Source organism: Pseudovibrio sp. SCP20, from assembly GCF_057774105.1.
In genome coordinates, this window is sequence record NZ_JBYMDH010000006.1 from 285,162 (window position 1) to 309,050 (window position 23,889).

General features: G+C 51.9%; 27 protein-coding genes. 14 read left to right on the forward strand and 13 right to left on the reverse strand.

From position 1 onward, the window contains the following. Positions 1-256: 256 nt before the first annotated feature. Positions 257-1,429: a M20 aminoacylase family protein gene (locus AC3CB2_RS21710; protein WP_352936346.1), complete on the forward strand. Its 1,173-nt coding sequence runs from the start codon at positions 257-259 to the stop codon at positions 1,427-1,429. Between the two features lie 74 nt (positions 1,430-1,503). Beyond that, positions 1,504-2,454 (forward strand): threonine/serine dehydratase, encoded by a 951-nt coding sequence (locus tag AC3CB2_RS21715; RefSeq protein ID WP_352936348.1) that lies wholly within the window; start codon positions 1,504-1,506, stop codon positions 2,452-2,454. A 45-nt stretch (positions 2,455-2,499) separates the two neighbouring features. Here the strand turns inward: AC3CB2_RS21715 and AC3CB2_RS21720 are convergent, their stop codons facing one another. The 6 genes from AC3CB2_RS21720 to AC3CB2_RS21745 all read right to left on the reverse strand — a co-directional run bounded on the left by AC3CB2_RS21720 (position 2,500) and on the right by AC3CB2_RS21745 (position 7,672). Then, entirely contained in the window at positions 2,500-3,231 is a 732-nt protein-coding gene (locus AC3CB2_RS21720) for an amino acid ABC transporter ATP-binding protein (RefSeq protein ID WP_014287110.1), read from the reverse strand. Further along, the gene (locus tag AC3CB2_RS21725) at positions 3,228-3,902 is read right to left on the reverse strand and encodes an amino acid ABC transporter permease (protein ID WP_037037709.1); all 675 of its coding nucleotides are present in this window, start codon (positions 3,900-3,902) and stop codon (positions 3,228-3,230) included. Before AC3CB2_RS21725 ends, AC3CB2_RS21720 begins: the two co-directional genes overlap by 4 nt. 135 nt (positions 3,903-4,037) lie before the next feature. Continuing rightward, positions 4,038-4,784 carry an amino acid ABC transporter substrate-binding protein gene (locus AC3CB2_RS21730; protein WP_352936350.1) on the reverse strand — a complete coding sequence of 249 codons (747 nt, stop codon included), beginning with the start codon at positions 4,782-4,784 and terminating at the stop codon, positions 4,038-4,040. Between the two features lie 368 nt (positions 4,785-5,152). Continuing rightward, positions 5,153-5,845, reverse strand: coding sequence for a TenA family protein (locus AC3CB2_RS21735; RefSeq protein ID WP_352936352.1), 693 nt, complete (start codon positions 5,843-5,845; stop codon positions 5,153-5,155). 273 nt (positions 5,846-6,118) lie between these two features. After that, positions 6,119-6,568: a GNAT family N-acetyltransferase gene (locus AC3CB2_RS21740; protein WP_352936354.1), complete on the reverse strand. Its 450-nt coding sequence runs from the start codon at positions 6,566-6,568 to the stop codon at positions 6,119-6,121. Between the two features lie 489 nt (positions 6,569-7,057). Beyond that, a complete protein-coding gene (locus tag AC3CB2_RS21745) occupies positions 7,058-7,672 on the reverse strand; it encodes a TetR/AcrR family transcriptional regulator (protein ID WP_083417409.1) in 615 nt (204 codons plus the stop codon). 95 nt (positions 7,673-7,767) lie between these two features. Here AC3CB2_RS21745 and AC3CB2_RS21750 point away from each other — a divergent pair, with 95 nt between their 5' ends. After that, the gene (locus tag AC3CB2_RS21750; protein WP_352936356.1) at positions 7,768-8,619 is read left to right on the forward strand and encodes a DUF6920 family protein; all 852 of its coding nucleotides are present in this window, start codon (positions 7,768-7,770) and stop codon (positions 8,617-8,619) included. A 55-nt stretch (positions 8,620-8,674) separates the two neighbouring features. Here the strand turns inward: AC3CB2_RS21750 and AC3CB2_RS21755 are convergent, their stop codons facing one another. Beyond that, a complete protein-coding gene (locus AC3CB2_RS21755; RefSeq protein WP_014287113.1) occupies positions 8,675-9,712 on the reverse strand; it encodes an aspartate-semialdehyde dehydrogenase in 1,038 nt (345 codons plus the stop codon). Between the two features lie 118 nt (positions 9,713-9,830). On the opposite strand from AC3CB2_RS21755, the gene AC3CB2_RS21760 reads away from it, so the two are divergent. Continuing rightward, positions 9,831-10,109, forward strand: coding sequence for a hypothetical protein (locus tag AC3CB2_RS21760; RefSeq protein WP_352936358.1), 279 nt, complete (start codon positions 9,831-9,833; stop codon positions 10,107-10,109). A 218-nt stretch (positions 10,110-10,327) separates the two neighbouring features. Next, positions 10,328-11,032 carry a DUF7424 family protein gene (locus AC3CB2_RS21765; protein ID WP_014287115.1) on the forward strand — a complete coding sequence of 235 codons (705 nt, stop codon included), beginning with the start codon at positions 10,328-10,330 and terminating at the stop codon, positions 11,030-11,032. A gap of 39 nt (positions 11,033-11,071) precedes the next feature. Here AC3CB2_RS21765 and AC3CB2_RS21770 read toward each other — a convergent pair whose 3' ends face one another. After that, positions 11,072-11,782 (reverse strand): 2-phosphosulfolactate phosphatase, encoded by a 711-nt coding sequence (locus tag AC3CB2_RS21770; RefSeq protein WP_352936360.1) that lies wholly within the window; start codon positions 11,780-11,782, stop codon positions 11,072-11,074. 115 nt (positions 11,783-11,897) lie between these two features. Between AC3CB2_RS21770 and AC3CB2_RS21775 the strand changes: the two genes are divergently transcribed. Then, a complete protein-coding gene (locus tag AC3CB2_RS21775; RefSeq protein WP_352936362.1) occupies positions 11,898-12,398 on the forward strand; it encodes a hypothetical protein in 501 nt (166 codons plus the stop codon). Positions 12,399-12,467: 69 nt separating this feature from the next. After that, positions 12,468-12,977, forward strand: coding sequence for a GNAT family N-acetyltransferase (locus tag AC3CB2_RS21780; RefSeq protein WP_352936364.1), 510 nt, complete (start codon positions 12,468-12,470; stop codon positions 12,975-12,977). An 18-nt stretch (positions 12,978-12,995) separates the two neighbouring features. Here AC3CB2_RS21780 and AC3CB2_RS21785 read toward each other — a convergent pair whose 3' ends face one another. Both AC3CB2_RS21785 and AC3CB2_RS21790 read right to left on the reverse strand, forming a co-directional pair. Beyond that, a complete protein-coding gene (locus tag AC3CB2_RS21785; RefSeq protein ID WP_352936366.1) occupies positions 12,996-13,490 on the reverse strand; it encodes a hypothetical protein in 495 nt (164 codons plus the stop codon). Between the two features lie 73 nt (positions 13,491-13,563). Then, positions 13,564-13,980 carry a hypothetical protein gene (locus tag AC3CB2_RS21790; protein ID WP_008551732.1) on the reverse strand — a complete coding sequence of 139 codons (417 nt, stop codon included), beginning with the start codon at positions 13,978-13,980 and terminating at the stop codon, positions 13,564-13,566. 215 nt (positions 13,981-14,195) lie between these two features. On the opposite strand from AC3CB2_RS21790, the gene AC3CB2_RS21795 reads away from it, so the two are divergent. Next, complete coding sequence (locus AC3CB2_RS21795; RefSeq protein WP_352936368.1) at positions 14,196-15,320, forward strand: linear amide C-N hydrolase; 1,125 nt, start codon at positions 14,196-14,198, stop codon at positions 15,318-15,320. Positions 15,321-15,381: 61 nt separating this feature from the next. On the opposite strand, the gene leuB is transcribed toward AC3CB2_RS21795, so the two are convergent. Next, a complete protein-coding gene (leuB, locus tag AC3CB2_RS21800; RefSeq protein WP_352936370.1) occupies positions 15,382-16,503 on the reverse strand; it encodes a 3-isopropylmalate dehydrogenase in 1,122 nt (373 codons plus the stop codon). A gap of 188 nt (positions 16,504-16,691) precedes the next feature. Between leuB and AC3CB2_RS21805 the strand changes: the two genes are divergently transcribed. After that, on the forward strand, positions 16,692-17,615 hold the full coding sequence (locus AC3CB2_RS21805) for an NAD-dependent epimerase/dehydratase family protein (RefSeq protein WP_083417412.1): 924 nt from the start codon (positions 16,692-16,694) through the stop codon (positions 17,613-17,615). Between the two features lie 13 nt (positions 17,616-17,628). Here AC3CB2_RS21805 and AC3CB2_RS21810 read toward each other — a convergent pair whose 3' ends face one another. Continuing rightward, positions 17,629-18,024 carry a VOC family protein gene (locus AC3CB2_RS21810; RefSeq protein WP_352936372.1) on the reverse strand — a complete coding sequence of 132 codons (396 nt, stop codon included), beginning with the start codon at positions 18,022-18,024 and terminating at the stop codon, positions 17,629-17,631. Between the two features lie 306 nt (positions 18,025-18,330). Between AC3CB2_RS21810 and AC3CB2_RS21815 the strand changes: the two genes are divergently transcribed. From AC3CB2_RS21815 to AC3CB2_RS21825, 3 genes are all read left to right on the forward strand, one after another. Continuing rightward, positions 18,331-19,710 carry an MATE family efflux transporter gene (locus AC3CB2_RS21815; RefSeq protein WP_352936374.1) on the forward strand — a complete coding sequence of 460 codons (1,380 nt, stop codon included), beginning with the start codon at positions 18,331-18,333 and terminating at the stop codon, positions 19,708-19,710. Positions 19,711-19,851: 141 nt separating this feature from the next. Beyond that, positions 19,852-20,331 (forward strand): type III secretion system chaperone, encoded by a 480-nt coding sequence (locus tag AC3CB2_RS21820; protein WP_352936376.1) that lies wholly within the window; start codon positions 19,852-19,854, stop codon positions 20,329-20,331. Further along, positions 20,328-22,148, forward strand: coding sequence for a hypothetical protein (locus tag AC3CB2_RS21825; RefSeq protein WP_352936378.1), 1,821 nt, complete (start codon positions 20,328-20,330; stop codon positions 22,146-22,148). The genes AC3CB2_RS21820 and AC3CB2_RS21825 overlap by 4 nt, the downstream gene beginning before the upstream one ends. A 42-nt stretch (positions 22,149-22,190) precedes the next feature. Here AC3CB2_RS21825 and AC3CB2_RS21830 read toward each other — a convergent pair whose 3' ends face one another. After that, a complete protein-coding gene (locus AC3CB2_RS21830) occupies positions 22,191-23,081 on the reverse strand; it encodes a DMT family transporter (RefSeq protein WP_054785619.1) in 891 nt (296 codons plus the stop codon). 82 nt (positions 23,082-23,163) lie between these two features. On the opposite strand from AC3CB2_RS21830, the gene AC3CB2_RS21835 reads away from it, so the two are divergent. Further along, a complete protein-coding gene (locus tag AC3CB2_RS21835; protein WP_352936380.1) occupies positions 23,164-23,505 on the forward strand; it encodes a winged helix-turn-helix transcriptional regulator in 342 nt (113 codons plus the stop codon). Then, positions 23,502-23,837 (forward strand): hypothetical protein, encoded by a 336-nt coding sequence (locus AC3CB2_RS21840; RefSeq protein ID WP_008551293.1) that lies wholly within the window; start codon positions 23,502-23,504, stop codon positions 23,835-23,837. The genes AC3CB2_RS21835 and AC3CB2_RS21840 overlap by 4 nt, the downstream gene beginning before the upstream one ends. The last annotated feature ends 52 nt before the right edge of the window (positions 23,838-23,889 follow it).

The window sequence follows — 23,889 nt, forward strand, 5'->3', positions numbered from 1 at the left end:
ACTCCGATAGATCGCCATACTGCCTCGCTACTGATGCTGTTAAAACCGGTGCAATATGTGACCTGACGTCAGCTATAGCTTAGCGTGATTAAGGTGTCTTTGGGTTAGTTAAGGAGCCCCATGCGCAGTTCATTTAATTTTACTCAACTGACCCTCTTGCGAGTGATTTGCTCTTGCAATATTTCACTGCACTAGGCCAAAGTGAGGTTCATTTTCTAATCTCAATAAGAATCCGAAGTTTTTAGGGAGCGCTCCAATGCCAACCATCAATCGTCTTGCGGAAATGCACGATGAAATCACCGCATGGCGCCGTGATTTTCATGAGTATCCTGAAGTCCTTTATGAGACCCATCGCACAGCAGCAAAAGTAGCCGAGATCCTACAAGAGATCGGCGTTGATGAAGTTACTACAGGTGTTGGCCGTACGGGCGTAGTCGGCGTTATCAAAGGCCGCAATGGCGGCGCAGGCAAATCCATCGCCCTGCGCGCTGACATGGACGCGCTTCCAATGTCCGAAGAAACCGGCAAAGAATACGCTTCCAAAAACGAAGGCGCCATGCACGCCTGTGGCCACGACGGCCACACCGCAATGCTGCTTGGTACTGCAAAATACCTTGCCGAAACCCGCAACTTCGACGGCACAGTGATCCTCGTATTCCAGCCAGCCGAAGAAGGCGGCGCTGGCGCAAAAGCGATGATGGACGACGGCCTGTTCACCCGCTGGAACGTCGACGAGATCTACGGCCTGCATAACCAGCCAGGCACTCCAATCGACCACTTTGCAACCCGCTCAGGCCCGCTGATGGCGTCAACCGACGAGTTCACCATCACCGTAAAAGGCATCGGTGGCCACGCAGCGTATCCACACAACACAATCGACCCTGTTGTCGTTGGCTCCCAGATCGTCTCCGCTCTGCAGTCCATCGCCTCCCGTAACGTTGGCCCACTGCAGTCCATCGTGATCTCCGTGACCTTCTTCCAAGCCGGCACTGCCTACAACATCATCCCTGATACAGCGAAACTCGGCGGAACCATCCGCACGCTCAATCAGGATGTTCGCAAGCAAGCTGCGGAGCGTGTGAAGCAGGTTGTCGAAGGCGTATGTGCAGCAAACGGCGCTGGCGTGGACTTCGAGTTCAACGATGGTTATCCATCTACCTCAAACCATCCAGAACAGACCAAGTTCGCAACCCAGATCGCAGCTGAAATCGCAGGCAGCGCGGATAAGGTGGACGAGAACATCGAACCGACCATGGGCGGTGAAGACTTTGCTTACTTTCTGGAAGAAAAGCCAGGCGCGTTCATCTTCCTCGGCAATGGCGATACCGCAGGACTCCATCATCCGAAATATGACTTCAACGACGAAGCCATTCCATATGGTTGTTCCTATTTTATTAAACTGGTTGAAACCGCAATGCCTGCAACTTAAAATGCACATTGCAATTTACGGGGCCTCGGATTTTTCCGAGGCTTCTCTATATTAAAAATATTCAGGCCATTACCGTGCAGATATCCAAGCAAGCTATTGAAGTCGCTCACAAACGAATTCAGAAGTACATCCGCAAAACGCCATCTATTGTAAGCGGTAATGGTACCTTCGGCCTGAAATACTCCATCTCTTTGAAGCTCGAGCATCTGCAACACTCAGGCTCTTTCAAAGCACGTGGAGCATTCAACTCATTACTAAACAACACAATCCCAGAGGCTGGCATCGCCGCAGCATCCGGTGGCAACCATGGCGCCGCCGTTGCGTGTGCCGCCCACGCTCTTGGATTGAAAGCCAAGATCTTCGTGCCTGAGATCTCCAATCCGGCCAAGATCGACAAAATCCGCAGCTTCGGTGCGGACGTTCACGTTGAAGGCGCAGCATACGCAGATGCAGCAGCCCTGTGCTCAGAATACCAGCAGCAAACCGGCGCAATCGACATTCATCCGTACGACGCTGTTGACACCATCAACGGCCAGGGAACTGTCGCACTGGAATGGGCTGAGCAAAGCCCGGATCTCGACACCATCCTCGTGGCTGTCGGTGGCGGCGGCCTTGCAGCAGGTGTTGCAAGCTACTACGCCAACAGCCCAACTAAGATCGTCGCCGTCGAACCTTATGGCTCCTGCTCCATGCATGCAGCGCTCGAAGCTGGCGAACCAGTGGACGTCGAACTCGACAGCATCGCAGCAAACGCTCTTGGCGCGAAACGGTGCGGCACCTTCCCGTTTGAAGTTGCGCAGAGCCACATCGCAGAATCCATTCTGGTTGAAGACGACGCCATCCTGGCAGCGCAACGCCGCCTCTGGAGAGAGATGCAGCTCGTTGTTGAACCGGGGGGCGCAACTGCCCTCGCAGCTTTGATCTCCGGCGTTTATAAACCAGCAGAAGGCGAGCGCATTGGCGTGCTGCTCTGCGGTGGTAACGCTGAACTCCTTCAGGTCAACAACACCCTGTCAGGCCGATAAAAGAAAAGCGGTACCACCGTCAGATGGTACCGCTCTAAAAATTCCTTAAAGAACCTTGCGCAGGAAGCTGCGGGTTCTTGGGTCATCTGGGCTGGTGAAGATCTTTTCAGGCGGCCCTTGCTCAACAATACGCCCGCCTTCCATAAACAGAACGCGATCTGCAATCTCTTTTGCAAACGCCATCTCGTGTGTCACGATCAGCATGGTCTGGTGAGCCTGCGCAACCCGCGTCAGCAGCTGCAGCACCTCATCCACCCATTCAGGATCCAGTGCAGAAGTCGGCTCATCTACCAGCATCAGCTCAGAGTTACTGGCCATCGCACGGCCAATACCCACACGCTGCTGCTGACCACCAGAAAGCGAAGCCGGATAAGCATCCGCCTTATCAGCCAGACCAATGTTCTGCAGGATCTCATTGGCACGCTCAAACGCAGTCTCTTTGGCTTCACCACGAACGGTGATCAGGCCTTCTGCAATGTTCTCACGCGCCGTCTTGTTGGCAAATAGAGCATAGTTCTGGAACACAAACGCTGTTCTTAAACGCATCTCTTTGATCTGCGCAGCATTGGCTTTTTGAACATCAATGCTCTCACCATCAAGGATGTACTCACCCTGCTCTGGCGTCTCAAGAAAGTTGATGCAGCGGAGCAGCGTGGACTTACCGGTCCCGGATGGACCAATAATCGCAATGCGCTCGCCTTTTTTGATATCAAGGTCGATCCCGTTCAACACAGGAACACCATTATAGATTTTTGTGAGCCCGCGGATCTGGATCATCTTGAAACAGCCTTTGATAGTCGATTTTCAATTTTGGACTGAACGAAAGCAAGGCTCTCAACAACAACCCAGTAAATCACTGCAACCACAATAAAGGTCTCGAAGTACAGGAAGCTGCCAGCAGCTTCTTTTTGTGCAGCCCCCATCAGTTCGGTCACACCAAGCGTAAAGGCAAGACTGGTGCTCTTGATGAGGTCAATGAAGTAGTTGATCAGGGTCGGCGCAGCAACACGGGCAGCCTGAGGCAGAATGATACGACGCATCATCTGGCCAGTAGACATACCGATAGACTTCGCCGCTTCCCACTGGCTGCGGTCCACACCCAGAATAGCTGCACGAATACTCTCTGCCATGTAGGCAGAAAAGTGCAGTGTCAGGCCAACAATCGCAGCAGTCACCCCATCAATCGCGGTGAGGAAGGAAACCAGCTGCGGCAGGCCGTAGTAGAACAGAAACAGCTGCACCAGCAGCGGTGTTCCACGAAAGAAACTGATAAAGAGCCGAGTGGCCGCATCCAGAACAGGAAAGCGGACCACACGGATAATCGCAAACAGCGATGCAAGTATGAGCGCCAAAATCATGGACACACTTGCCATACCCAAGGTTAGGGGTAGGTACTTTAAGAGGATCGGCAAAAGGCCGAGCATATAATCCAGATCTAAGGCACGCATGGTTTGTTCTTATTATTGAAGCACACTTTCAGGTGATGAGAATAAACGCCCGAAAGTGAACCAGATCAAAAGTAAAAGCAGTCCACCTGAATAATTCAGAAGCGAACTGCTTTACCAGTAAAAAAACAGAGAGCTTTAGTCAGCTTTTGTGATGTCCGCGCCAAACCACTTGTCGGAAATCTCAGCAAGCTTACCAGAAGCCTTCAGCTCGGTGATCGCACCGTCAACCTTAGCAGCCAAAGCTTTACCATCTTCATCGGTACGGAACGGCATTGCGTTACGAATTTCAGAGAATGGTGCACCAGCCAGAGCCAGCGGCAGCGGAGTTTCTTTAATCACCTGAGTTGCACTGATGCGGTCGTGAATGAACGCGTCAACGCGACCAAGAGCAGTGTCCTGAGCCAGGTTGCTTTCGTAGGTGCGGATGTCGATTTCGTCAGCAAATGGCAGACCGCGAAGCAGCTCTTCAAAGTTGGAGCCGAGGTTTACAGCAACGCTTTTGCCTTTAAGGTCTTCAACGCCGTTGATTTCCTCGTTGCCAGCTTTCACAACAACCTGCGCACCATCATAAACATATGGCTGAGAGAAGGTGAACTTGGCTTCACGCTCAGAAGTAATGGTGATCTGGTTTGCAATGGTGTCAATGCGGCCAGCTTCCAGAGCACCGATCAGGCCAGAGAAGCTCATGGTTACGAATTCAACGTCGTCACCAGTCTGCTCTGCAATTGCGCGAGCAACATCAACTTCAAAGCCCTGCAGAACGTCCTGCTTGACAAAAGTGAATGGGAAATATCCACCAGACATGCCCACACGGATTGTTTCAGCCTGAGCAGGAACAGCCACGAGAAGGGCAAGAGCAGCAACAGTAGAACGAGAGAACATATCTATTCCTTATTCGTATTTTTTGTTGAGCACGTTCTACCAGAATGAGGAAAATTTTCTACAATTAGCCAAGCTGGAAGCTCAATTAAATCAAATAAACTACCAATGACAGAAATTATTAGAACACAATACCAGTAAAGCCGATATGCATAAAAAATACTTCCTTCAAGGCTGCAGGTGACAAAATCTGATTTGAGAACATCTTGTTAATTTCTGCAATTTCCCAGCAAGATCACGGAGATGTTACAGGCAAAACGTGCACTTGCCCCAAGATTTTAGGCGAAACGTATAACTACTGACTCACAGCCTGAAAAAAAATGCTCCCTGCAAAACAGAGAGCATTTTGGAACCAGACGGCAAACAGCTTATCAGCTCACCATATCGAAGAATTCGGCCTCCAACTCACACATATGAGTAAAGCTCTCAGAGATTTCACTCTGGCGTTTCACACGCTCCTCTTCGCCAATTGAGTTTACTTCCCGTTTGATCCATTCAATGAACTCACCAAACTCATCGGTGGCAAGAAACTCAACCCACTCCGCAAGATAGAAGCGCTCAGGACGTGGCTTGGAAGCTTCCCGGTGTCCCCATTCACGATAGATCCACTCAGAAGCAAGAAGCGTGGCCATACCGTCCACGTAGTGGCCTTTGCCAGCCGTTGAGAGCAGCGTCGCACCAATCGCACGGGTCACTGTGTTCGGCTTGGCATTTTCATAAGTCTCAGGTTCAACACCCAGCTCTTTAAATGTCCGCTGGAAGTACGAGAGCTCATTGGATGTCAGCTGATGCGCAAACTCAGAAAGGCGCGCTTTTGAAGCCATAGATGGCGCTTTGGCAATCAGGAAGCCAAGAGCAGATGCCAGATCCTGAATGTAGTGATAGTCCTCAAGCAAGTAACGGAGGAACACGTCCTTGCTTACTGTGTCATTACCAACCGCACTCGTGAACGGATGATTGATTGCTCTGTTCCACGCAGGTCCTGCAGATTTCACCAGCCAATCAGTGAAGGTCTCATCCGTATGAGTGATCTTGTAATTGGCATAACTTGCAGTGTTCAGCATTCGCGTGTGCCTCCCAACACATTGTCCTAGAGCGTATCCCCCAAAAGCACCTCTGGCCTTCCATCAGGAATACGCGTGGCAAAAAAGCTAAGAGCATGACACGTAAATCCTCATGAACGCGAAGTGCTCTGGCTTACATCTACTTCGAACAATGCCACTCAGAGTTGGGCTGCACTAGACGGAAATCACCGTATATGCCCCCTGCAATTTTAGGGGTATCATCTTGCGCTCGTCTGCAACCACCGCACTGCATCGGATATTGCCGATGACAGGTCAGGCCTGCCATTCATACAAAATATCCGGCGCTCCTTCTTCATTCTCTGAACCGCTTGTCCGCTTCACTTCCTTAAAGCCATGCGCTTCGTAAAATGCTCTCGCATCCACATTCTCAACAAAGCACATCAGCTTAAGAGTCCCGGAAGATTGAGCTTTTGCTTGGCCTAAGAGCTTTGTACCAATGCCCTTCCGCAGATGCCGCGGATCCAGATAAAGCTGTTCTATCCAGTCATCTTTGATGGCCATCATACCTATGATTTGCTCATCTCCCATGACTATTGTCAGTTCATTGCTCTTAAAAACAATATTCTGGAAGAACCAGAGATCTTCTTCTGGTGTATGCAATCTGGGCAAAAATGAAAGACACCGGTCCCGCGAATACCTGTACATACGCGCAACTTCCGGCAACTCATCAAATCGCGCAGCTCTAATTTCAAGTGTCTGCATAATACCCCCTCAATTCGGCAAAACCCTAGCATAGCCATTGGGTAAAGTATCCCCACAAACACCAGTGGCACCGCAGGGTTTTCCATGCAGTGTTAAAGCTGGGTTTCCCGATAATCGGGAGGGGCAAGGCGGCAGGCAATGCCTGCGCAGTATGAGTAAATAAATTTCTTCAGCATTGGCGTGTCGCCTTGCCCGGGCGTTTTTGTAGGAGGCTAAGGCCAGGGTCCAGAAGACACTTGGAAGACTTAAGGCTGTTGGAAAGCCTCAGGTCTCAGTGCTGGCGCCCTCTGATCTGGCCGGACATCCGCTATCCCTCAACACTGTTGGTGAAAGGGGAACCTCCACGGACCTGCTGCGAACTACGTTACCTTCCGCAGTAGCCCCGACCAGCCCACACCAGACTGAGGGACGGTCCCCCAGCCAGCCCGTTACGTAGGCATATGTTCAGACTACGGGAGAAATGCACGAGGGGGATAAGTTTTGGGCAATTCAACGCACCTTCCCGGCATAAATCCCGATAAACCGCTCCGCAGCTCTACGAGATCTCCGCTGAACATCCTCTGCTGAGGGTTCAGCAAGAACGCCTGTCACTCTGCGAATTTGCATATCGCCAACAAGCAAAGCCACATACAGCTCAGCAGCTTCCCCCACATGGTCGAAGGCCAGATAGTCTTCAGCCTTCAGCTTCTCCAGAAGTTGCACCAATAACGGAAAGACACGATCTCGCCCTGCTTCAGCCAGAGCTTGCCCCAACTCACCAGAAACTTCAGCATCTGCTGCCGCCGCCCGATTGAGTGCCACAGCACGTGGACTGAGCAACATAGCAAGCAGCCGCTCGCCAACAACCTCAAGCACTTGCAGCGAATGCTCCGCTTTGGCCAGCTCCTCTTCCAGCTGCTCGGCAACGAGCTCTGCATTCTGAGCAACTAAATCGCGAAACAGCCCCTGCTTATTTCCGTACCACCGATACAGAGTTTCGTTGGAAGCCTTGGCTTTCTTCGCAATGCTAAGCATGGATGCCCCCGCATAGCCCTTCTCCGCCAACACGTCATAGGCCGCTTCAGCAATCTGTTTTTGCCTTGCAGTCTTCTTCTCATCACGCACGTCAAATCTCCCGGTTGACACAAACCGTACACAAGAATACGGTTACAATCAATCCGTACACATAATTACGCTTTTATATTTTCACGGAGATCCTTATGCGCTTACTCAAAATTACATTTGTCCTCTCACTGTCAGTCACCGCTCTCGCGACCACGGTCATCGCTTACTCCACATGGCGCACTGAAGCCGATATCAAAGCACATCGGAAAAACGTAATTTCACTGGCCCAAAAGGTTCAGGCCCCAATCTGGGATGAAGCGGCATTTTCTGAACTGCCTAAGGTGGTCCAGCGATACTTTCAGTTCACGTTCCCCAATGGCCCCGCAAACATCTCTCACGTCTCAATGAAGATGGAGGGGCAGTTCCGGCGCCCTCAAATGGAGAGCTTTGCCCCAACCACAGCAGAGCAAGTCGCTGCAGCCAACACGCCTGCGCTGGCATTTTCAGCAACAACACCCATCATACCTGGAGTTTGGGCAAGGGCTTACGATGCCTACGCAAATGCCAAAATGGAAATGAAGGCCAAAATCCTCTCCACACTTACAGTGGTCGATGAAGAGGAAACCCCAGAACTCAACACCACATCTCTGCGCCGCTGGTTACTGGAAAGCCCACTCTATCCAACCGCCCTCTTGCCTGGCGGACCAGTCACATGGGAAGCCATCGACAACAGCAGAGCCAGAGCAACAGTTGCCATGAGCGGATACTCAGCCTCACTGGTCGCCACCTTTAGAGAAGATGGAAGTCTGGAGCAGTTTGATGCAGAGGAAGATGGAGATCTTACAACCTCCTATCATGGCTCGGGCGAGCACGTTTATCGCTCAGAATATAAGGAAGTCTCAGGCATGATGATCCCGCACAAATTCACCATTGCCCGTGCTGCCAAAGGCAAACTCATGCCCTTCTGGGACGGCTATCTCACCAACATCACGTTCGGCAACTTCTAACGAAAAAGGGCACCCGAAAAGGTGCCCTTCGTAATCTCATATCATGCTTTTCAGCTTAAGCAGCTGCTTCTGCTTTTGGCTTGATCAGGCCGCGGTTCACCAGAACCTCAGCGATCTGCACGGTGTTCAGCGCAGCACCTTTACGCAGGTTATCGGAAACAACCCACATGTTCAGGCCGTTCTCAACGGTCGCGTCTTCACGGATACGGGAAACGTAAGTCGCATCTTCACCAGCACACTCGTAAGGAGTGACGTAGCCACCGTCTTCACGCTTGTCGACAACCAGAATGCCTGGCGCTTCACGCAGCAGATCCTGTGCTTCTTCAGGAGAGAGCGGGTTTTCCAGTTCCATGTTAACGGACTCGGAGTGACCAACAAATACAGGCACACGAACAGCGGTACAGGTGACCTTGATGGTCGGGTCGAGCATCTTCTTGGTCTCAGCCAGAACTTTCCACTCTTCCTTGGTGTAACCGTCTTCCATGAACTCGTCGATGTGCGGGATCACGTTAAACGCAATGCGCTTGGTGAACTTCTGCGGCTCAATCGGATCATTCACGAACACGGCGCGGGTCTGATTGAACAGCTCGTCCATCGCTTCTTTACCGCCACCAGAAACGGACTGGTAAGTGGATACGACGAGGCGCTTGATGCCAGCCTTTTCGTGGATCGGCTTCAGCGCAACAACCAGCTGTGCAGTGGAGCAGTTCGGGTTCGCGATGATGTTCTTCTTTTTGAAGTCAACGATATCGTCAGCATTCACTTCAGGCACGATCAGCGGCACATCCGCATCGTAACGCCATGCAGAAGAGTTATCGATGACAACGCAGCCCTTCGCAGCAATCTTTGGCGCCCACTCTTTTGCGATAGAACCACCAGCAGACATCAGGCAGATATCGACGGAAGAGAAGTCGAAGTTCTCCATCGCCTGAACTTTCAGGGTTTTATCGCCGAAGGAAATCTCTTTGCCCTGAGAGCGACGTGACGCCAGCGCGATCACTTCATCAGCAGGGAAACCACGCTCAGCCAGAATATCCAGCATTTCTGCGCCCACATTGCCGGTAGCACCTGCAATCGCAACCTTATAACCCATTGGTTCTGTCCTCTTTCGTCTCCCCCGCTGAGCCGCCGAGGAGCGTTCCACCCCCGGTCTGGCCCTCTAGCGCCCTCCGTCCCGGGGAGAGCGCGGGAAAGAGAGGCACCGTCAGGCGGTGGTCTTTGTCGTTTTAGTGGTGGTTTTTGTGGTAGCAGTTTTGAGCGCAACAGAAGCCATGCGCGCGGTCATCGCACGTTTCATGGTCGTCTTCATGTTGGTCATCGCAAACATCATGCTGCTAAACTCTGCCCCTAAAATTGGTCGCGCAGAAATTGCCTATATCAACCTCATTTGTCAACAGGCATATCTTGGGCAATTTGGAGAGGACAAACTTCTGTCACTTCGCCACACCAGGAAACCACGGATTTCGGTCAGTTTTCACCGAAACACTTAATAATCACCGAAATAAGGCTGACATAATCTCAAAAGTGAGCACCCTGTATCGCAGGCTCACTCCTGAGCTGTCTCAAAGGTCGCAGCAACTATGACTTGCACACGTCATATCGAGCAACTAATAGTATTTTAAACGCAATTTAATCTTCAAGATAGCTTGCTCCTGAACTGCGAATTCATGAGCATACCTAAACTTTAACGAGCGGCGCAGAGTAAACAATGAAATACACCAAGATTTTATCAGCCCTGTTTATTGGACTGACCGTAACCGCGTGTAACTATGAAACACAGGTCTCCCTGTATGCGAGTGATCTGACTGAAGACACCGCAGACAAACCAATCTACGCCCCAATCCAGCTCGTTGGCACAGGTACTTTCTCTCAGGAAGATTGCGACAAAATCCGCGGCAAGGTTGAGCCATCTCTAAATCGTTACTTCCAGAACGTTGAATTCAAAGGCTGCGCGCGCGATTCCGGCAGTATTGATCGCAAAATCTCCTTCAGCGCAAGCGTGCCAGTTCATATCGGCTCCTGGCAGAGCAACGTCACAGAAACCAAGATCCAGCAGCCATATGGTGTTCTGATTGGCTATGATCAGGAAACACCAAAAGAAAAGCTGGTGCTGATCGCTAAGGGTGACACCTACGACGTATTCACCAAAGAGCTTGATAACGAGCTGACCGGCTCCAAACTCTACAGCGACGGCGCCGAGATCACGATCGATCTCCAGAACGACACGCGTGAACAGATTTCATTCATCGGATCAGGTGTCTTCGTAAACGGCACCGCGTATGGCAATGTACGTCAGATGAAATTCTCTCTGCAGCGTCGCGATAACCTGCTCATCCAGCTCTCAGACGTATCCTCACAGCATATCAAATCTGATGGCATGGAGCTCGTGGGCACCATCAACTTCGGGCAGTAATCTAAGCTCAATACAGAGTGGAGGCATCTCCGGATGCCTCTAGCTCACATCCCCAAACGCATTCACAAGTTGCCCGCTGCACTGAACTTGCCGCAACTCTGGCACACAGCGCTCCGCATTCAGTTGCGCTGCCCACTCAACATCAGCCGCATAGCCACGATGCGTTAGCTCCTGGCCGCTGACACAGCCTTCCAGCGCGCTCTGCAAAGCATCTGCGCAGGAGAGATAGCCCGCTTGAGCAAGCGATGCTTCGGACGACAAAGAACACTCCAGAAAATGAGCAATCGCACCGCAGGCGATCTGGTCTTCGAATGCTGGACGCAGGCTTCCATCAGGCCATTTTTCTCCCGCAGCAAGCAGCAGAACTTTTCCGGGAATCTCAGCAAGATAAGCAGCAACCGCTGACGCATTTCGCAGAGCGCCAGCAAATACCCGCCCTTCTCTTGGCAAAGTAGAGAGCGTCGCCCCGTTAGGACTGGGCAGCACCAACACCGCATCGGCAGAAAGCCCCATCAGTGTTGGAGGTGACAGCGAAAACCCACCTTCCCACCGCTTACGAGCACAAACACCACCGACCTCAGTAGCGAGTTTCTTCCCCTCTTCCCGATCTGCAACGTGCACCACCAAAGCACCTCTGCCACAAGCAACAGCAGTCGCCGTCGAAAAGCTCAGGCAGTCAACGATCACAGTCGCAGCAAAGCCTTCGCTGCTCGCATTGCGTCCCCACTCCACATGCACAAAGTCAGCCATAAACAACCTCAAAATGATAAAACCGTGGGCACCTGAAAAAGAGCACCAATCAATTCTTGCATGGCACCGCTTCTGCACTCAGTCTGAGAGAAGCAGTCAAAATCACAACGGAATAATGATGGATCTACTTTCTCAATTGCAAGCACTTGCTGTCGATCTCGAGCGCTCTCAGCTGCCAGAGGTCTTCAAGTATGCATGGTGGGTCTATCCGGCAATCAACACAGGCCACATCGTTGGTCTGGCCATGTTGTTCGGCTCCCTTGTGCCGCTGGACCTGCGCATGATGGGCATGTGGCGCTCGATCCCGCTGTATGATCTGGCACGCCCTCTCACCCGCATTGCACTTCTGGGAGGCCTGATCGCCATCGCAACCGGCATCTTCCTGCTCTCAGTCAAAGCTCAGGTCTACGTCAATGCGCCCATCTTTTGGGCCAAGTCAGGCTTTTTCACTCTCGCCCTGCTGAACGCACTGCTCCTGCGCTTCAACAAGCCCTGGCGCTATCTGGCACAAGTGGATTCCCGCGGAACCATCCCTCGTTTCAAGTCCGCTGGCTTTATCTCCCTGTTCAGCTGGCTCGGCGTCCTAATATGCGGTCGCATGTTTGGGTATCTCTAACGGAACAAGTTAGACAACGCCCCAGTCTTTGCGGCATAAAGGCCGAACTAAAAACATCGGACAACACCCATGATCATCCGCGCAGAGCTACCATCTGACATCGAAATCATCCGCGATCTTGTTTACGCAGCTTTTGAGAACCATCCACACCATGAACCCGGCGCAAAACCAACCGAACACCTGATTGTCGACCAGCTGCGCGAGAACGGGGAGCTGAGCTTGTCACTCATCGCGGGACAGGCAGGCGGCATGGTAGGCCACATCGCTTTCTCTCCAATAACAATCGATGGTGAGGATAAGGGCTGGTACGGCCTTGGCCCAGTGGCCATTGTGCCGAAACATCAAGGCAAAGGCTTTGGTGCTGCTCTCATTATGGAAGGCATGCAGCAAATCAGGCAGCGTGGCGCAAAAGGCATCGTTTTGCTTGGAGAGCCGAAATACTACAGCCGCTTTGGCTTCCAGCAGTCAGAAAGCCTCACCTTCCCCGGCGTGCCAGCAGAATACTTCATGCAGCACACCTTTGAAGGAGAGACTCCAACAGGCGCTGTTGCTTATTCCGAGGCCTTCTCTGCAAGCTAAGGCGAAGAACTAAAACGGCTATTCATCACATTTGTCGGGCAAGGCCTGACTTAAAGGCTTATCCGTTGGCTTCAACTCACCCTTGTTAATCGCGATGGGAGAGTAAGGCGGATCGGTAATAGTGCCCGGCACCACCATATGTAAGACATAACAACCTGCATAAACCTGAGAAGTGCCATCGGAAAGGTGCGTTTCAATCGCCACCGGAAGCGCCCAGTATATCTGGCTCATGCCCGGGTCTGGCCGAGTGGATCCATAACGAAGCTGAACAGACTCAGTTGTTCGAAAACCGTCTTTCCACTCATCGAAATTCTTGGGTGGAGTATTGAAATAGCTATACGCTTGCACATAATCTTTGCGATTGATGGCATTGTAGTAGCTCTCAATAACCGCTTGGGGAGTGCTGCGGTTGTCCATGTAAGGAATGCCATCAAACACCAATGAGTTGGCGTTCGACGCCCCCCAAACCGCCAGTATTGCACAGGCTCCGGCAAAGCTCTTCCACTTGAACATGGTTGCATCCAGTCTTGTTCTTATTTGATGCAACCAAGTCCAGCAAAGAGAAGCTAAGGCAGGTTTAAACCGCCTAGTGCGCTCTTACGTAAACCGCTTCGTTAGTAAACGAACCTGCATCCAGCAGGTGTACAGTTTGATAAACAGTCAGCTGCGAGCCATCTTCGTTCAGCTCACGCTTGGCAACCATAATGGTCAGGCCACCGCGTTTGGCTTCAGAGACCAGATCACCATCTGTGTTCAGAGAAAGAGAAAGCGTATCAGCAAACGGATTTTCTGGCATCGGGCGGTCTTCACCATCCGGAATACCAGAGAAGTTCGCTTCCACGGTCTCTCCTTCACCCTCAACGGTTTTCATAAAGAAGCCGATCTCACCATCCTTCTCGGCGATCGTCAGGCTACCGCCCCACGGCACAGCACCCTGCTCATAGTTTGAGACATCCGGATCCAAAATCCAGGTACCGAGAAAGGGTCTTATACGTTCATCCATGCTCTGCCTTCCAGCAATGCTTCTCATAAAATTCTTGGTCCACGCTTATGCCGCAGTGCTGTTTTCAGCGCAACCGCGTGGCACAGCTAACTCCCGTGATTAACATCGGGTGGCCAAACTTCCAAAAAACCAATCTTAAAACGGCAGGCCCATCTAACGGAACCTTTGCGCTCTTCGCCCACAATTGCGGGCAAAAGAACCGCTCCGGAGGCCCCATGCTCAAGCGCATTGCCAGCAAACCGTTCGCCTTGTTCAAGATCACACTAGTCCTGTTTGCCTTTGTCTTTCAGCCTGTTGCAGCCAACGCCTGCACAAGCTTTGTCCTTTCCACCGTCGACAACATCCGCATGTACGGTCGCACCATGGAGTTCGGCAAACAGATCCCCACTAAAATTGGGCTGATCCCACGCGGTTACAAGTTCCAATCCAAAATCAACGATGAGATAGGGTTCAGCTGGACAGGCAAGATAGCGGTCATCGGCGCCAGTATCTTCGATAGCCCCGCCATGGTCGACGGCATGAACGAGTATGGGCTTTCAGGTGGCGCCCTCTACTTCCCCGGCTTTGCTGGTTACAAAAATCCGTCACGAAGCGAAGAAGAGAGAGCCAAGGAAATCAATCAGGTAGACTTCCTCGTCTGGATGCTCTCAACCTTCAAAACTGTCGAAGAAATCAAGATCAATCTGGATAAGGTTTCTCTGGTCGGCACCTATTATGCAAACATGGATGAGATCCCGCCTCTGCATTACACGCTGCATGATGCTGCCGGCTTCTCTATCGTCATTGAGCCAGTTGATGGCGAAATCAAAGTCTACGACAATCCCTACACCGTGCTCACCAACTCGCCTGATTTCGAATGGCATACTCAGAACATCCGCAATTATCTGTTCCTCTCACCTTTCAACATCGGCACCACCACCATTATGGGGCAGGAACTGGAGCCATTTGGTCAGGGATCAGGCTTGCTCGGCATTCCCGGTGATCCAACTCCTCCTTCCCGTTTCATTCGGGCTCTCGGGCTGATCTCCACCATTGACGCCTCGGAGCTGAACAAGAACCGGCTGGTGACAATGGAGCACGTGCTGAACAACTTCGATATTCCAAAAGGGTTCGTAAGGCCTGCCATCTCCCCTACAGAGCAGGAACAGGAAGCAAACGATTACACCCAATGGTCCGCCATCGCAGACATCGAAAACAAGATCTACTACATCAAAACCTACGAGAACACGACGCTCCACGGTGTCAGCTTCGATGACTTTGATGTCACCAGCGGCCAACTGCAGTTTGTGAACCTGCCGAGCCCGAAACCAACACAGCCCCTGCTGCCACCTATGCAATAAAAAACAGGGCTTCCGAACCAACGGAAGCCCTGCTTCAAAATTCTAAAATTTTGGCAATCGCTTAAGCTGAAACACCTGCCAGAGCAGTCAGCTCAGCAACAATGGCATCACCCATCTGTGCGGTGGTGATGGTTGCTTCACCTTCTTTCGCGATGTCTTTGGTGCGCAAGCCTTTATCCAGTGCGTTGGAGATCGCTTTTTCAAGCATGTCTGCCTCAGCAATTTTCTGGAAGGAGTAGCGCAGCGCCATTGCAAAGCTTGCAATCATTGCAATTGGGTTAGCAGCACCGGTGCCTGCGATGTCTGGCGCAGAACCATGCACTGGCTCATAAAGCGCCTTACGCTTGCCGGTTGCGTCATCAGGCGCGCCAAGAGACGCAGATGGCAGCATGCCCAGAGAACCGGTAAGCATCGCTGCAACGTCGGAAAGCATATCACCAAACAGGTTGTCAGTGACGATCACGTCGAACTGTTTTGGCCAGCGAACCAGCTGCATGCCACCAGCATCTGCCAGCATGTGGTCCAGCTCAACATCAGCGTAATTCGCTTTGTGCGTTGCAGTTACAACTTCGTTCCAAAGCACGCCGGACTTCATCACATTGCGCTTTTCCATGGAGCAAACTTTGTTGTCACGGGTGCGCGCAAGGTCAAACGCAACGCCAGCAATACGCTCGATTTCGTAGCTGTCATAAACCTGCGTATCGATACCGCGCTTCTGACCGTTGTCCAGATCGATGATCTCTTTCGGCTCACCGAAGTACACACCACCAGTCAGCTCGCGAACGATCAGGATGTCCAGACCTTCAATCACTTCCGGCTTCAGAGAAGACGCATCAGCCAGCGCAGGGTAGCAGATTGCAGGGCGCAGGTTAGCAAACAGGCCAAGGTCCTTACGCAGACGCAGCAGGCCAGCTTCCGGGCGAACCTCATAAGGAACATCGTCCCACTTAGGGCCACCAACAGCACCGAAGATCACAGCATCAGCAGCCTGTGCTTTCGCCATATCGTCTTCAGAGATGGAAACGCCGTGCGCATCGTACGCGCTGCCACCAACAAGGCCTTCGTCATACTCGTAAGTATCTTCGCCCTGCTCGTTGAGCCAGGCGATAACCTTTTTCACCTCTTCCATAATTTCCGGACCAATTCCATCACCAGGAAGAAGCAGGAGCTTGTTGGATGCCATGGGTCAATATCCCGTTTTCTGCAAATTGAAGTTGACCATTTGTGCCGCCTCACCCCTGCTATTGCAAGGTTCAATATTTCAACGAAAATGGATGGGTCCTCAACAATAGTGCCTTAGACAGGTTTCTTTAATCCCACCATGATACTCTTCGGCAACTGAGCGTAGACAGTTCTAAGGCACTGCAAAATATGCATAACTTGTTAGTCATAGGTGGATCGGGCTTTGTGGGTGCATCGCTCATCCCGGCCCTAATTTCGAAGGGCTATAATGTAACCCTGCTCAACAGAGGGTCTCGCCCTGTCCCCGGAACACAGCAGCTTATCGCTGACAGGAACGATCCATTTGCCATGAAACAAGTGGCGGGCAGATACGAAGCTGTAATTGATACAAGCGCTTACACCCGTGAGCAGTCAGAAATCGCCTTCAACACTTTCGGCATTCATGCCAAAAAGTGGATCCACCTCTCCAGCGCCGCGGTCTACAAGGAAACCAAAGGTCACCTGCCAAGTGAGAAAGACTCAATTGGCGGCGCCTCTGTTTGGGGTGCCTACGGCAGAGACAAATCTGAGGCCGATCACTTCCTGCTCAATCAGGAACATACCCCCGCTGTCGCCATCCGTCCGCCTTATCTGTATGGGCCAAACAACGACATCGACCGCGAGCAGTTCGTCTGGGCTCGTGCACTGACAGAGCGCCCAATCATTCTACCGGGTGATGGCCAGACCAAACTACAGTTTCTGCACGAGGAAGATCTCGCCAGCTTCATCCTGTATCTGCTGGCAATGCACGCCATGCCGACCGAAGCGGTCAATCTGGCCGATCCGCATATCCTGACAATCGAGAAATGGGTGCGGATGCTCTGCGATATTGTGGAGGTTGAGCCGGAAATCATCTACGGCAAAGACATGGCCCCGGGCATCCCGGCCCGCGAGTATTTCCCGTTCCGCGACTACGACTGCGCGCTCGACGTCACCAGATATCTGGAGAACTTCGATTGGCAGCCTCAGTACAAGTTACGGGAAGGCTTCACCCACACCTTCAAGAGCTACACCAGAGAAGAGCTTGCAAGAAGCTCCCCTCCAACGCTCGCTGAAAAAGCAATCGAGTACTAATCACAAAGAGCGGTTACTGGTAACGCCCGTGCCGCTCCAGCACCTCGATGCGATATCCATCCGGATCAGTCACAAAGAAGAACCGCGCCAGCAGCTTGCCTTCCACGAAGAACTCCTTGATGTCTTCCGGAGCAAGTCCTTCCGCCTGAAAGCGCTTGTGCTCATAATCCAGATTATCCACGCAGAACGCAATGTGACCGTAACCATCACCCAGTGAGTATGGCTCACTGCGATCTTTGTTGACTGTCAGCTCAACCTCAAAGTCGTTCTCCGCATTGCGCAGATAAACCAGCGTGAAGCTGTCAAAGTCCAGTCTCTCCGCAACCTCCAGACCAAACGCCTTGCGGTAAAACGCAAGCGACCGTTCTTCATCCAGAACACGAACCATCATGTGAATTGCTTTTGCCATGGAAAGACCTCTCAGCAGAAATTACTGCATGAGAAGTAGGTCGCTTGCAGCACTCCCGTCAACCGCAACAACACGCAAAATCGGTCTGTCATATAGCAGTTTACAAATCTTGCTCAATTCAGCTCATCCACTTGCGGTCAAAAACCACTCCACCTATGATCTCGACGTGGTTAGGGCACCCGCCGCTCGCAAGCAATCCCGCTCTGGTGAAGCTCCACTTTTCTTGAACAAACCGCATGTTTTCAGCGGTTTACTGGCAACGCGAGCACCAGCACTTTCCCGCATTTTGAACTGAAAGCAGTTTCGATGTCTGAAGTTTCTTCTTCTCAACCGGACAACATTTTCTTATCCGGTTCCATACCTATTCTCTTCGCAAAAACAGCTCTGCCAATCAGCATCGTCATGATGGTGAACGGCTTGCACACCGTCGTTGATGCGTACTTTCTGGGCACATATGTAGGCACGCAGGCGCTCACTGGCGTCACACTCATGTTCCCACTCTTCATGATCCTTGTTTCGCTGTTCACTCTCGTGTCCAACGGGTTCGCAAGCATCTATGCCCGCGCCTTCGGGGCAAGCAACTTCCGCATCGCAAAGAAGATCATCGACAGTTCCATCTGTCTCGCTCTGATTTTCTGCTCACTCCTTATCCTGAGTTTTCTCGCAGCTGGCTTTCAGCTGGCTCTGTTCCTGACCAACGGTTCTCATGAGCTGGCCGAGATCGGCTATGAGTACATGGCCATCCTCATTCTGGGCTCTCCACTCGGCTTCATTCTGTCCATCAACATCGACAGATTACGGTGCGAAGGCCTGCTGCCGCTGATGACCGCCATCACGCTCAGCTCAGCCTTCCTCAATATCTTCTTTGACTGGCTCTATGTCGTTCAGTTCGGTTGGGGCGTGGCTGGCTCTGCTTATGGCACTTTGACTGCGCAGCTCATCTCTCTGGCCGCAATGGTTACTTACTACACCTCAAAGCGTGGTGAGTTTTCATTCCTGAACTGGCGACCAGTCAGCTTCCAATGGAAGTCTCTGATCGCTCTCGGCGTTCCACAAAGCCTTGGTTACACAGGTGTTTCTCTGGCAGCGGCAGTCACGTTGTTCGCCATCCAGCTTTGGCCCGGAAGTGGCTATGAAACCACCGCTGGCGCCTACGGCATCCTCACCAGAATGTTGACTTTCACCTTCTTGCCACTGCTTGGCATCAGCATGGCGCTGCAGTCTATTTCAGGAAACAACTTCGGCGCTCAAAAACATGACAGAACATCACAAACCCTGAAGATCGCACTCATAATCTCACTCGTTTATTGCGTTGTTGTGCAGGCAATCTACTTCCTGTTCAGCACTCAACTGGGCGCGATTTTTGTCGATGACGCAGCCACAATCTCAGAGGTTGCACGCATCACACCAATCGTCACGCTGATCTTCTTCCTGTCAGGCCCACTGATGATGATCGGCACCTTCTTTCAGGCCATTGGTGATGCTGCCCGTGCAGGCATTCTGCTGCTGGCCAAAACCTACTTGTTCGCCATCCCCCTCACCCTTGTGCTGCCTTATGCAGTGGGTGAAGCAGGCATCTGGTACAGCAGCGCTCTGGCAGAGATCCTGCTGCTTGGGCTGACATTCATCGTCGTGGTCTCCCACAAAAAAGCAGCTGCTCCTGCCACTGCAGTGGCAAGCTCCTAAGTAATCAGCCCTCGCAGACCAACAGGATTTGCGAGGGCTGAAAGTTCTCAAACCAACTGTACCAAACAAGACAGCGCCCTCATCTCACCTTCGCTAGTACTGAACCAACGGAATATGCGTCCTATGGTGAGGTGCACAAGCATGACGGATTTGGTGAACGCACTGCTGATCGAACTCGGCAACAGAATTGGGTTCGACAATTTCTCTCTCAATGAAGACGGCCAGATCTTTCTCGGCCTTGATCAGAACCTCGCCATGAGCATCGTCTGGCGGGATGAGAGCCAGACCCTGCTCTTCAACTCTGTCATAAGCAAGCAAAACACCGACAACCCGCAAGTGCTGCAAGCTTTGATGCAAGCCAACTGCGTGTTTGCCGATAGCCATGCCATGGCCTTCAACATCAGCCCCAAGGAGCGCCATATCAATCTGTCCATGGTGGTGACCATTTCTGACAGATCATCCTTCGCCCTGCACAACAAGCTGGACATGTTCATCCGCACGGCAGCCTCCTGGCACGAACGCCTTAAAACCCCGGAAAGCCTTACCCCGGACTGGGAAAATCCAAATCACGCAACACCGTGCAACACCAATAATCTTTCAGATCCTGGAGTAAGAATATGAGCGTGATCCAACTCTCCAGCTTTGTAGAAGCCGCCCAAAACCACAACGGCTTGGACAAACTACACACCACCAGCGAAGCAGTTACTGAGCGCACTTCCCACACATCTGTAGGCGGGAAAGTACTTTCTTGGGCAAAGCTCCATATCACCGGTGATAGCCAAAAATCAGCAGATCAAGCCCGTTTTCAGGAAGCCTTAAAAGCCGAGTTCGGAGAGGAGATCGCCCAGTTTGCCTACAACGCATGTACACAAGAAGGCAGCAGATCCCACAGCCTGACAAAAGCACAGGTTCTGGACACCGTCGAGTTTGCACTCAGAACGCAGGAAGAAAAAGCTGAAGCCCGCAACACAACTGCGCAGACAGATATCCTCGCAAGTGTCACGAAGGCCCATGGTGCAGAGGTCGCAGCAGATCTCTCAAAACTGCTGGAAGGGTCCAGTGAGTTTGCAAAAGCTGGCGAAAATCCAGAACAACTAAAAACATCCATAACTGAGATCGCGAAAGACATCGCCCAACAACTGGCGACAGCAACCGATGCCAGCATTGCAAGTCATATCAAGCAAATGGCTGACCGGGACTATCTGAAAGCCACCGCATCAAATGCGGGCATCCAGATCGATTGGGATCAGGTTTCTCCTGAGCAAATCTCCAACCTTCAGGAGAACGTGCAAGGCAAACTGGAAACGCAGTCCAGACCAGACAACTCCAATCAATCCATTCGCAGCAGCCTGAAGGACGGTCAGGTGCAAGCAGCACTGGCTAACCAGCTGCGTGCAATCGAGGCACTTCAGTCAGCAAGCGCAGGCGGGGCCTTACTTGAGCAAGTCTTTGCAGAGCTGGGGCTGCCCGCTGAAAAAGTAAGCGAGGGCGCATTTGGCTTGATCACGACTGTGCTGAATGGAGAGTTCAAAACGGCATCAGGGCCGGAAGGCACAAATGACTTTACAGACCAGATAGAAGGAATTGTCAGAAAGGCAATCACCAACTGCGCCATTCAGGATGTACTCGCTTCAACCTTGAAAGAGATAGCCCTAACCGATGAGTTCAGTGATCAGATAGCTCCATTTGTTCCGGAAGGAACAGAAAAGGAAATCAGAGCTGCACAAAAGTGGCTGCCAACTCTCGCTGCTAAAGAGATCGTACGCTCTATAAAAGAAGGAAACAGCTTCGAGGAACAGGGTGGCGTCATCAATGCAGGGAAGGCAGAACTGAGGGCTCAAATCGAAGCTGCACAAGGTGTTAATGAAACCATCAAGGGCTTCGTTGAGCATCTGACTGCCGATGAAATCAATGCCGAACTACTGACCGCATTCACTGCAAAGCACTCTCAGAATGCCGAGGGTTTAGGAGGGGATGACAATAAGTTTGCCGCTGAACGCCACTTTACAAAAATCTTCAAAGAGCACCCGGAAGTCCAGCAACAGCTAAACACTGCATTTGCCTCTGGAAGACTAAAGAACAACGCGCAGACGGTAAGTGAGGCAATCGAACTCATTTCCAGAAACGTCGAGGAGCAACTCGTCAACCGTCTTCAGCAAGCCGGAAAACATCCGACGGAGGCGTATGCAACAGCTTCAGAAATCTCTTCAACGCTGAAAGGGCCTTTCGTACAGTTGTTCGCCCCTCTGCTGGATTCCATCAGCGCACCAGACGAGGAGTTGATCTCTCAGGATGAATTTCTGGAGCAGAAGCAAGCGATAGCAAACACCTTCTTCTTCCCGAATGAACCCTCGGAAAATGCCGCAGAAGTGGCAAACGGTCTCGTCAAGAACTTCCATAGTCTCTTCGAGAAGCATAACCTGCAGCTCAGTTTCTGATAAAACATGCCGGCAGCGCTTGAGCTGCTGGCATCGCCGTAGTTACAGCAAAATCACCGCTGTTCCGAGCAGGGAAAGCGCGGCTCCGCCCCAGGCCAGTGGGCGGGGCATGTTGCCTGTGTTCATCCAGAGCAATGGCAGAATGAAAACAGGTGAGAGCGATCCAAGCACACTGGCTATCGCCGCATCATAATGCGCGTAGGCATAGAGCAGCAGCGAAACCGATATGCCGTAGCCAATGAACCCAGGCAGCACCACGCGGAACAGCAACATCCAGCTCATCTCTGTCGTCGCCTGAACCGCAGATAGAGGCATCAACCCAACCAGCGCCACAATAAACGCAGCCCCCGTAACGCGTATCGCAGACGCCGCCAAAGGCTCAGTTCCGGAAAGAAGTAGTGGCTTGAGGACCAACATCCCGATCCCCTGCGAGGCAGCTGCGATGAGCGCCAGCACAACAATCGCCACCAATCCCCCACTGCGGCGCGTGGCTTCTGCTTCCTGATCAGAACTTCCAAACAAAATAGCTAAGCAAATGCCGAAGAGAGCGATTGCGATGCCAATCATTTCTGTAAAGCTCAGCTCTTCACCCAAAAACGCAAAGGCAAGTACAGCCACAATCGGCGTTTTAAGTGAAAGCAATAACTCTGTTTGCCGTGGCCCAGCTCTCTTCAGGCATTCCAACAAAGCAACATTGCCGATAATCACGCTGACTACCACACTCACCACAAAGGCAGGCCATTGGCTCCAGTCAACAGTTTGCCAGTATCCCAACACAGAGCACAGCACACACAGGATGGCCCCTGAAGTCAGTAGCTGAATACGAGTAAATTCAAAAACACCAACACGTTGTAGCGGTCGGTGGGCCAACATAGAACCACATGCCCACCCCAATGATGCCGCCAGAGCAGACGACACAGCGAAAACAACCATAGTAAAACTTTCCAAACGTGCTACAATATGCGTAGCAACACATCGCTACATTAAACCTAGCAAAAAAGAAAGCCCATAATCTGTGAAAATACCTAAGGCAGGACAACCGGTTCGCGGATCAAAATCCGGTAAGCCGATCATGGTTCTTTTTGATTTGCTGGGCAGAAGATGGGCTCTTGGCATCATCTGGAACCTCTCAACCGGCCCTCAAACCTTCCGCGCACTTCAGTCCAACTGCGACTCTGTATCGCCCACTGTGCTTAATACGCGCTTGAAAGAACTACGAGAATGCGGGATCGTCAGAAACGGAGAGAACGGTTACGAACTGACAGAGGAAGGTGAAGACCTGTTCACCTATCTGCAACCCTTGGGCCATTGGTCTCAAACATGGTCCCACGCAGCCAAACTGAAAGAAGTTCAATGAAATTCAATCACATCGGTATTCCGACCAAGGGCTACTTCGAGGAAGAGATTCCCCTACCCCACCTGCACATGACCGTCAGCGACCACAAAAACAATCCGTTTGGCATCCAATGGCAGCGTTATGACGAAGACGCCCCGTATCCGGAAATCGTCAAAACCGTCGCCCATGTCGCCTTCGAAGTCGACAATCTGGAAGAGGCTTTAAAAGACCAGAAGGTTATCATTGAACCCAACTCTCCTATTGAAGGCCTGACCGTCGCGTTCATCGAAGTGCACGGAGCACCCGTTGAGCTGATGGAAGTTGACCGCTCGATATGCAAGGAAGACATCTAGCCCAGCGCCTACAGCTAACAGCAGCTTAATGCCAGCAAGCCGCTTACCACTT

Coding starts and splice junctions, on each gene's coding strand:
- AC3CB2_RS21710 (WP_352936346.1), top strand. CDS start 257: ATGCCAACCATCAATCGTCTTGCGGAAATGCACGATGAAATCACCGCA.
- AC3CB2_RS21720 (WP_014287110.1), bottom strand. CDS start 3,231: ATGATCCAGATCCGCGGGCTCACAAAAATCTATAATGGTGTTCCTGTG.
- AC3CB2_RS21725 (WP_037037709.1), bottom strand. CDS start 3,902: ATGCGTGCCTTAGATCTGGATTATATGCTCGGCCTTTTGCCGATCCTC.
- AC3CB2_RS21730 (WP_352936350.1), bottom strand. CDS start 4,784: ATGTTCTCTCGTTCTACTGTTGCTGCTCTTGCCCTTCTCGTGGCTGTT.
- AC3CB2_RS21735 (WP_352936352.1), bottom strand. CDS start 5,845: ATGCTGAACACTGCAAGTTATGCCAATTACAAGATCACTCATACGGAT.
- AC3CB2_RS21740 (WP_352936354.1), bottom strand. CDS start 6,568: ATGCAGACACTTGAAATTAGAGCTGCGCGATTTGATGAGTTGCCGGAA.
- AC3CB2_RS21750 (WP_352936356.1), top strand. CDS start 7,768: ATGCGCTTACTCAAAATTACATTTGTCCTCTCACTGTCAGTCACCGCT.
- AC3CB2_RS21755 (WP_014287113.1), bottom strand. CDS start 9,712: ATGGGTTATAAGGTTGCGATTGCAGGTGCTACCGGCAATGTGGGCGCA.
- AC3CB2_RS21765 (WP_014287115.1), top strand. CDS start 10,328: ATGAAATACACCAAGATTTTATCAGCCCTGTTTATTGGACTGACCGTA.
- AC3CB2_RS21770 (WP_352936360.1), bottom strand. CDS start 11,782: ATGGCTGACTTTGTGCATGTGGAGTGGGGACGCAATGCGAGCAGCGAA.
- AC3CB2_RS21775 (WP_352936362.1), top strand. CDS start 11,898: ATGATGGATCTACTTTCTCAATTGCAAGCACTTGCTGTCGATCTCGAG.
- AC3CB2_RS21780 (WP_352936364.1), top strand. CDS start 12,468: ATGATCATCCGCGCAGAGCTACCATCTGACATCGAAATCATCCGCGAT.
- AC3CB2_RS21785 (WP_352936366.1), bottom strand. CDS start 13,490: ATGTTCAAGTGGAAGAGCTTTGCCGGAGCCTGTGCAATACTGGCGGTT.
- AC3CB2_RS21790 (WP_008551732.1), bottom strand. CDS start 13,980: ATGGATGAACGTATAAGACCCTTTCTCGGTACCTGGATTTTGGATCCG.
- AC3CB2_RS21795 (WP_352936368.1), top strand. CDS start 14,196: ATGCTCAAGCGCATTGCCAGCAAACCGTTCGCCTTGTTCAAGATCACA.
- leuB (WP_352936370.1), bottom strand. CDS start 16,503: ATGGCATCCAACAAGCTCCTGCTTCTTCCTGGTGATGGAATTGGTCCG.
- AC3CB2_RS21805 (WP_083417412.1), top strand. CDS start 16,692: ATGCATAACTTGTTAGTCATAGGTGGATCGGGCTTTGTGGGTGCATCG.
- AC3CB2_RS21810 (WP_352936372.1), bottom strand. CDS start 18,024: ATGGCAAAAGCAATTCACATGATGGTTCGTGTTCTGGATGAAGAACGG.
- AC3CB2_RS21815 (WP_352936374.1), top strand. CDS start 18,331: ATGTCTGAAGTTTCTTCTTCTCAACCGGACAACATTTTCTTATCCGGT.
- AC3CB2_RS21820 (WP_352936376.1), top strand. CDS start 19,852: ATGACGGATTTGGTGAACGCACTGCTGATCGAACTCGGCAACAGAATT.
- AC3CB2_RS21825 (WP_352936378.1), top strand. CDS start 20,328: ATGAGCGTGATCCAACTCTCCAGCTTTGTAGAAGCCGCCCAAAACCAC.
- AC3CB2_RS21830 (WP_054785619.1), bottom strand. CDS start 23,081: ATGGTTGTTTTCGCTGTGTCGTCTGCTCTGGCGGCATCATTGGGGTGG.
- AC3CB2_RS21840 (WP_008551293.1), top strand. CDS start 23,502: ATGAAATTCAATCACATCGGTATTCCGACCAAGGGCTACTTCGAGGAA.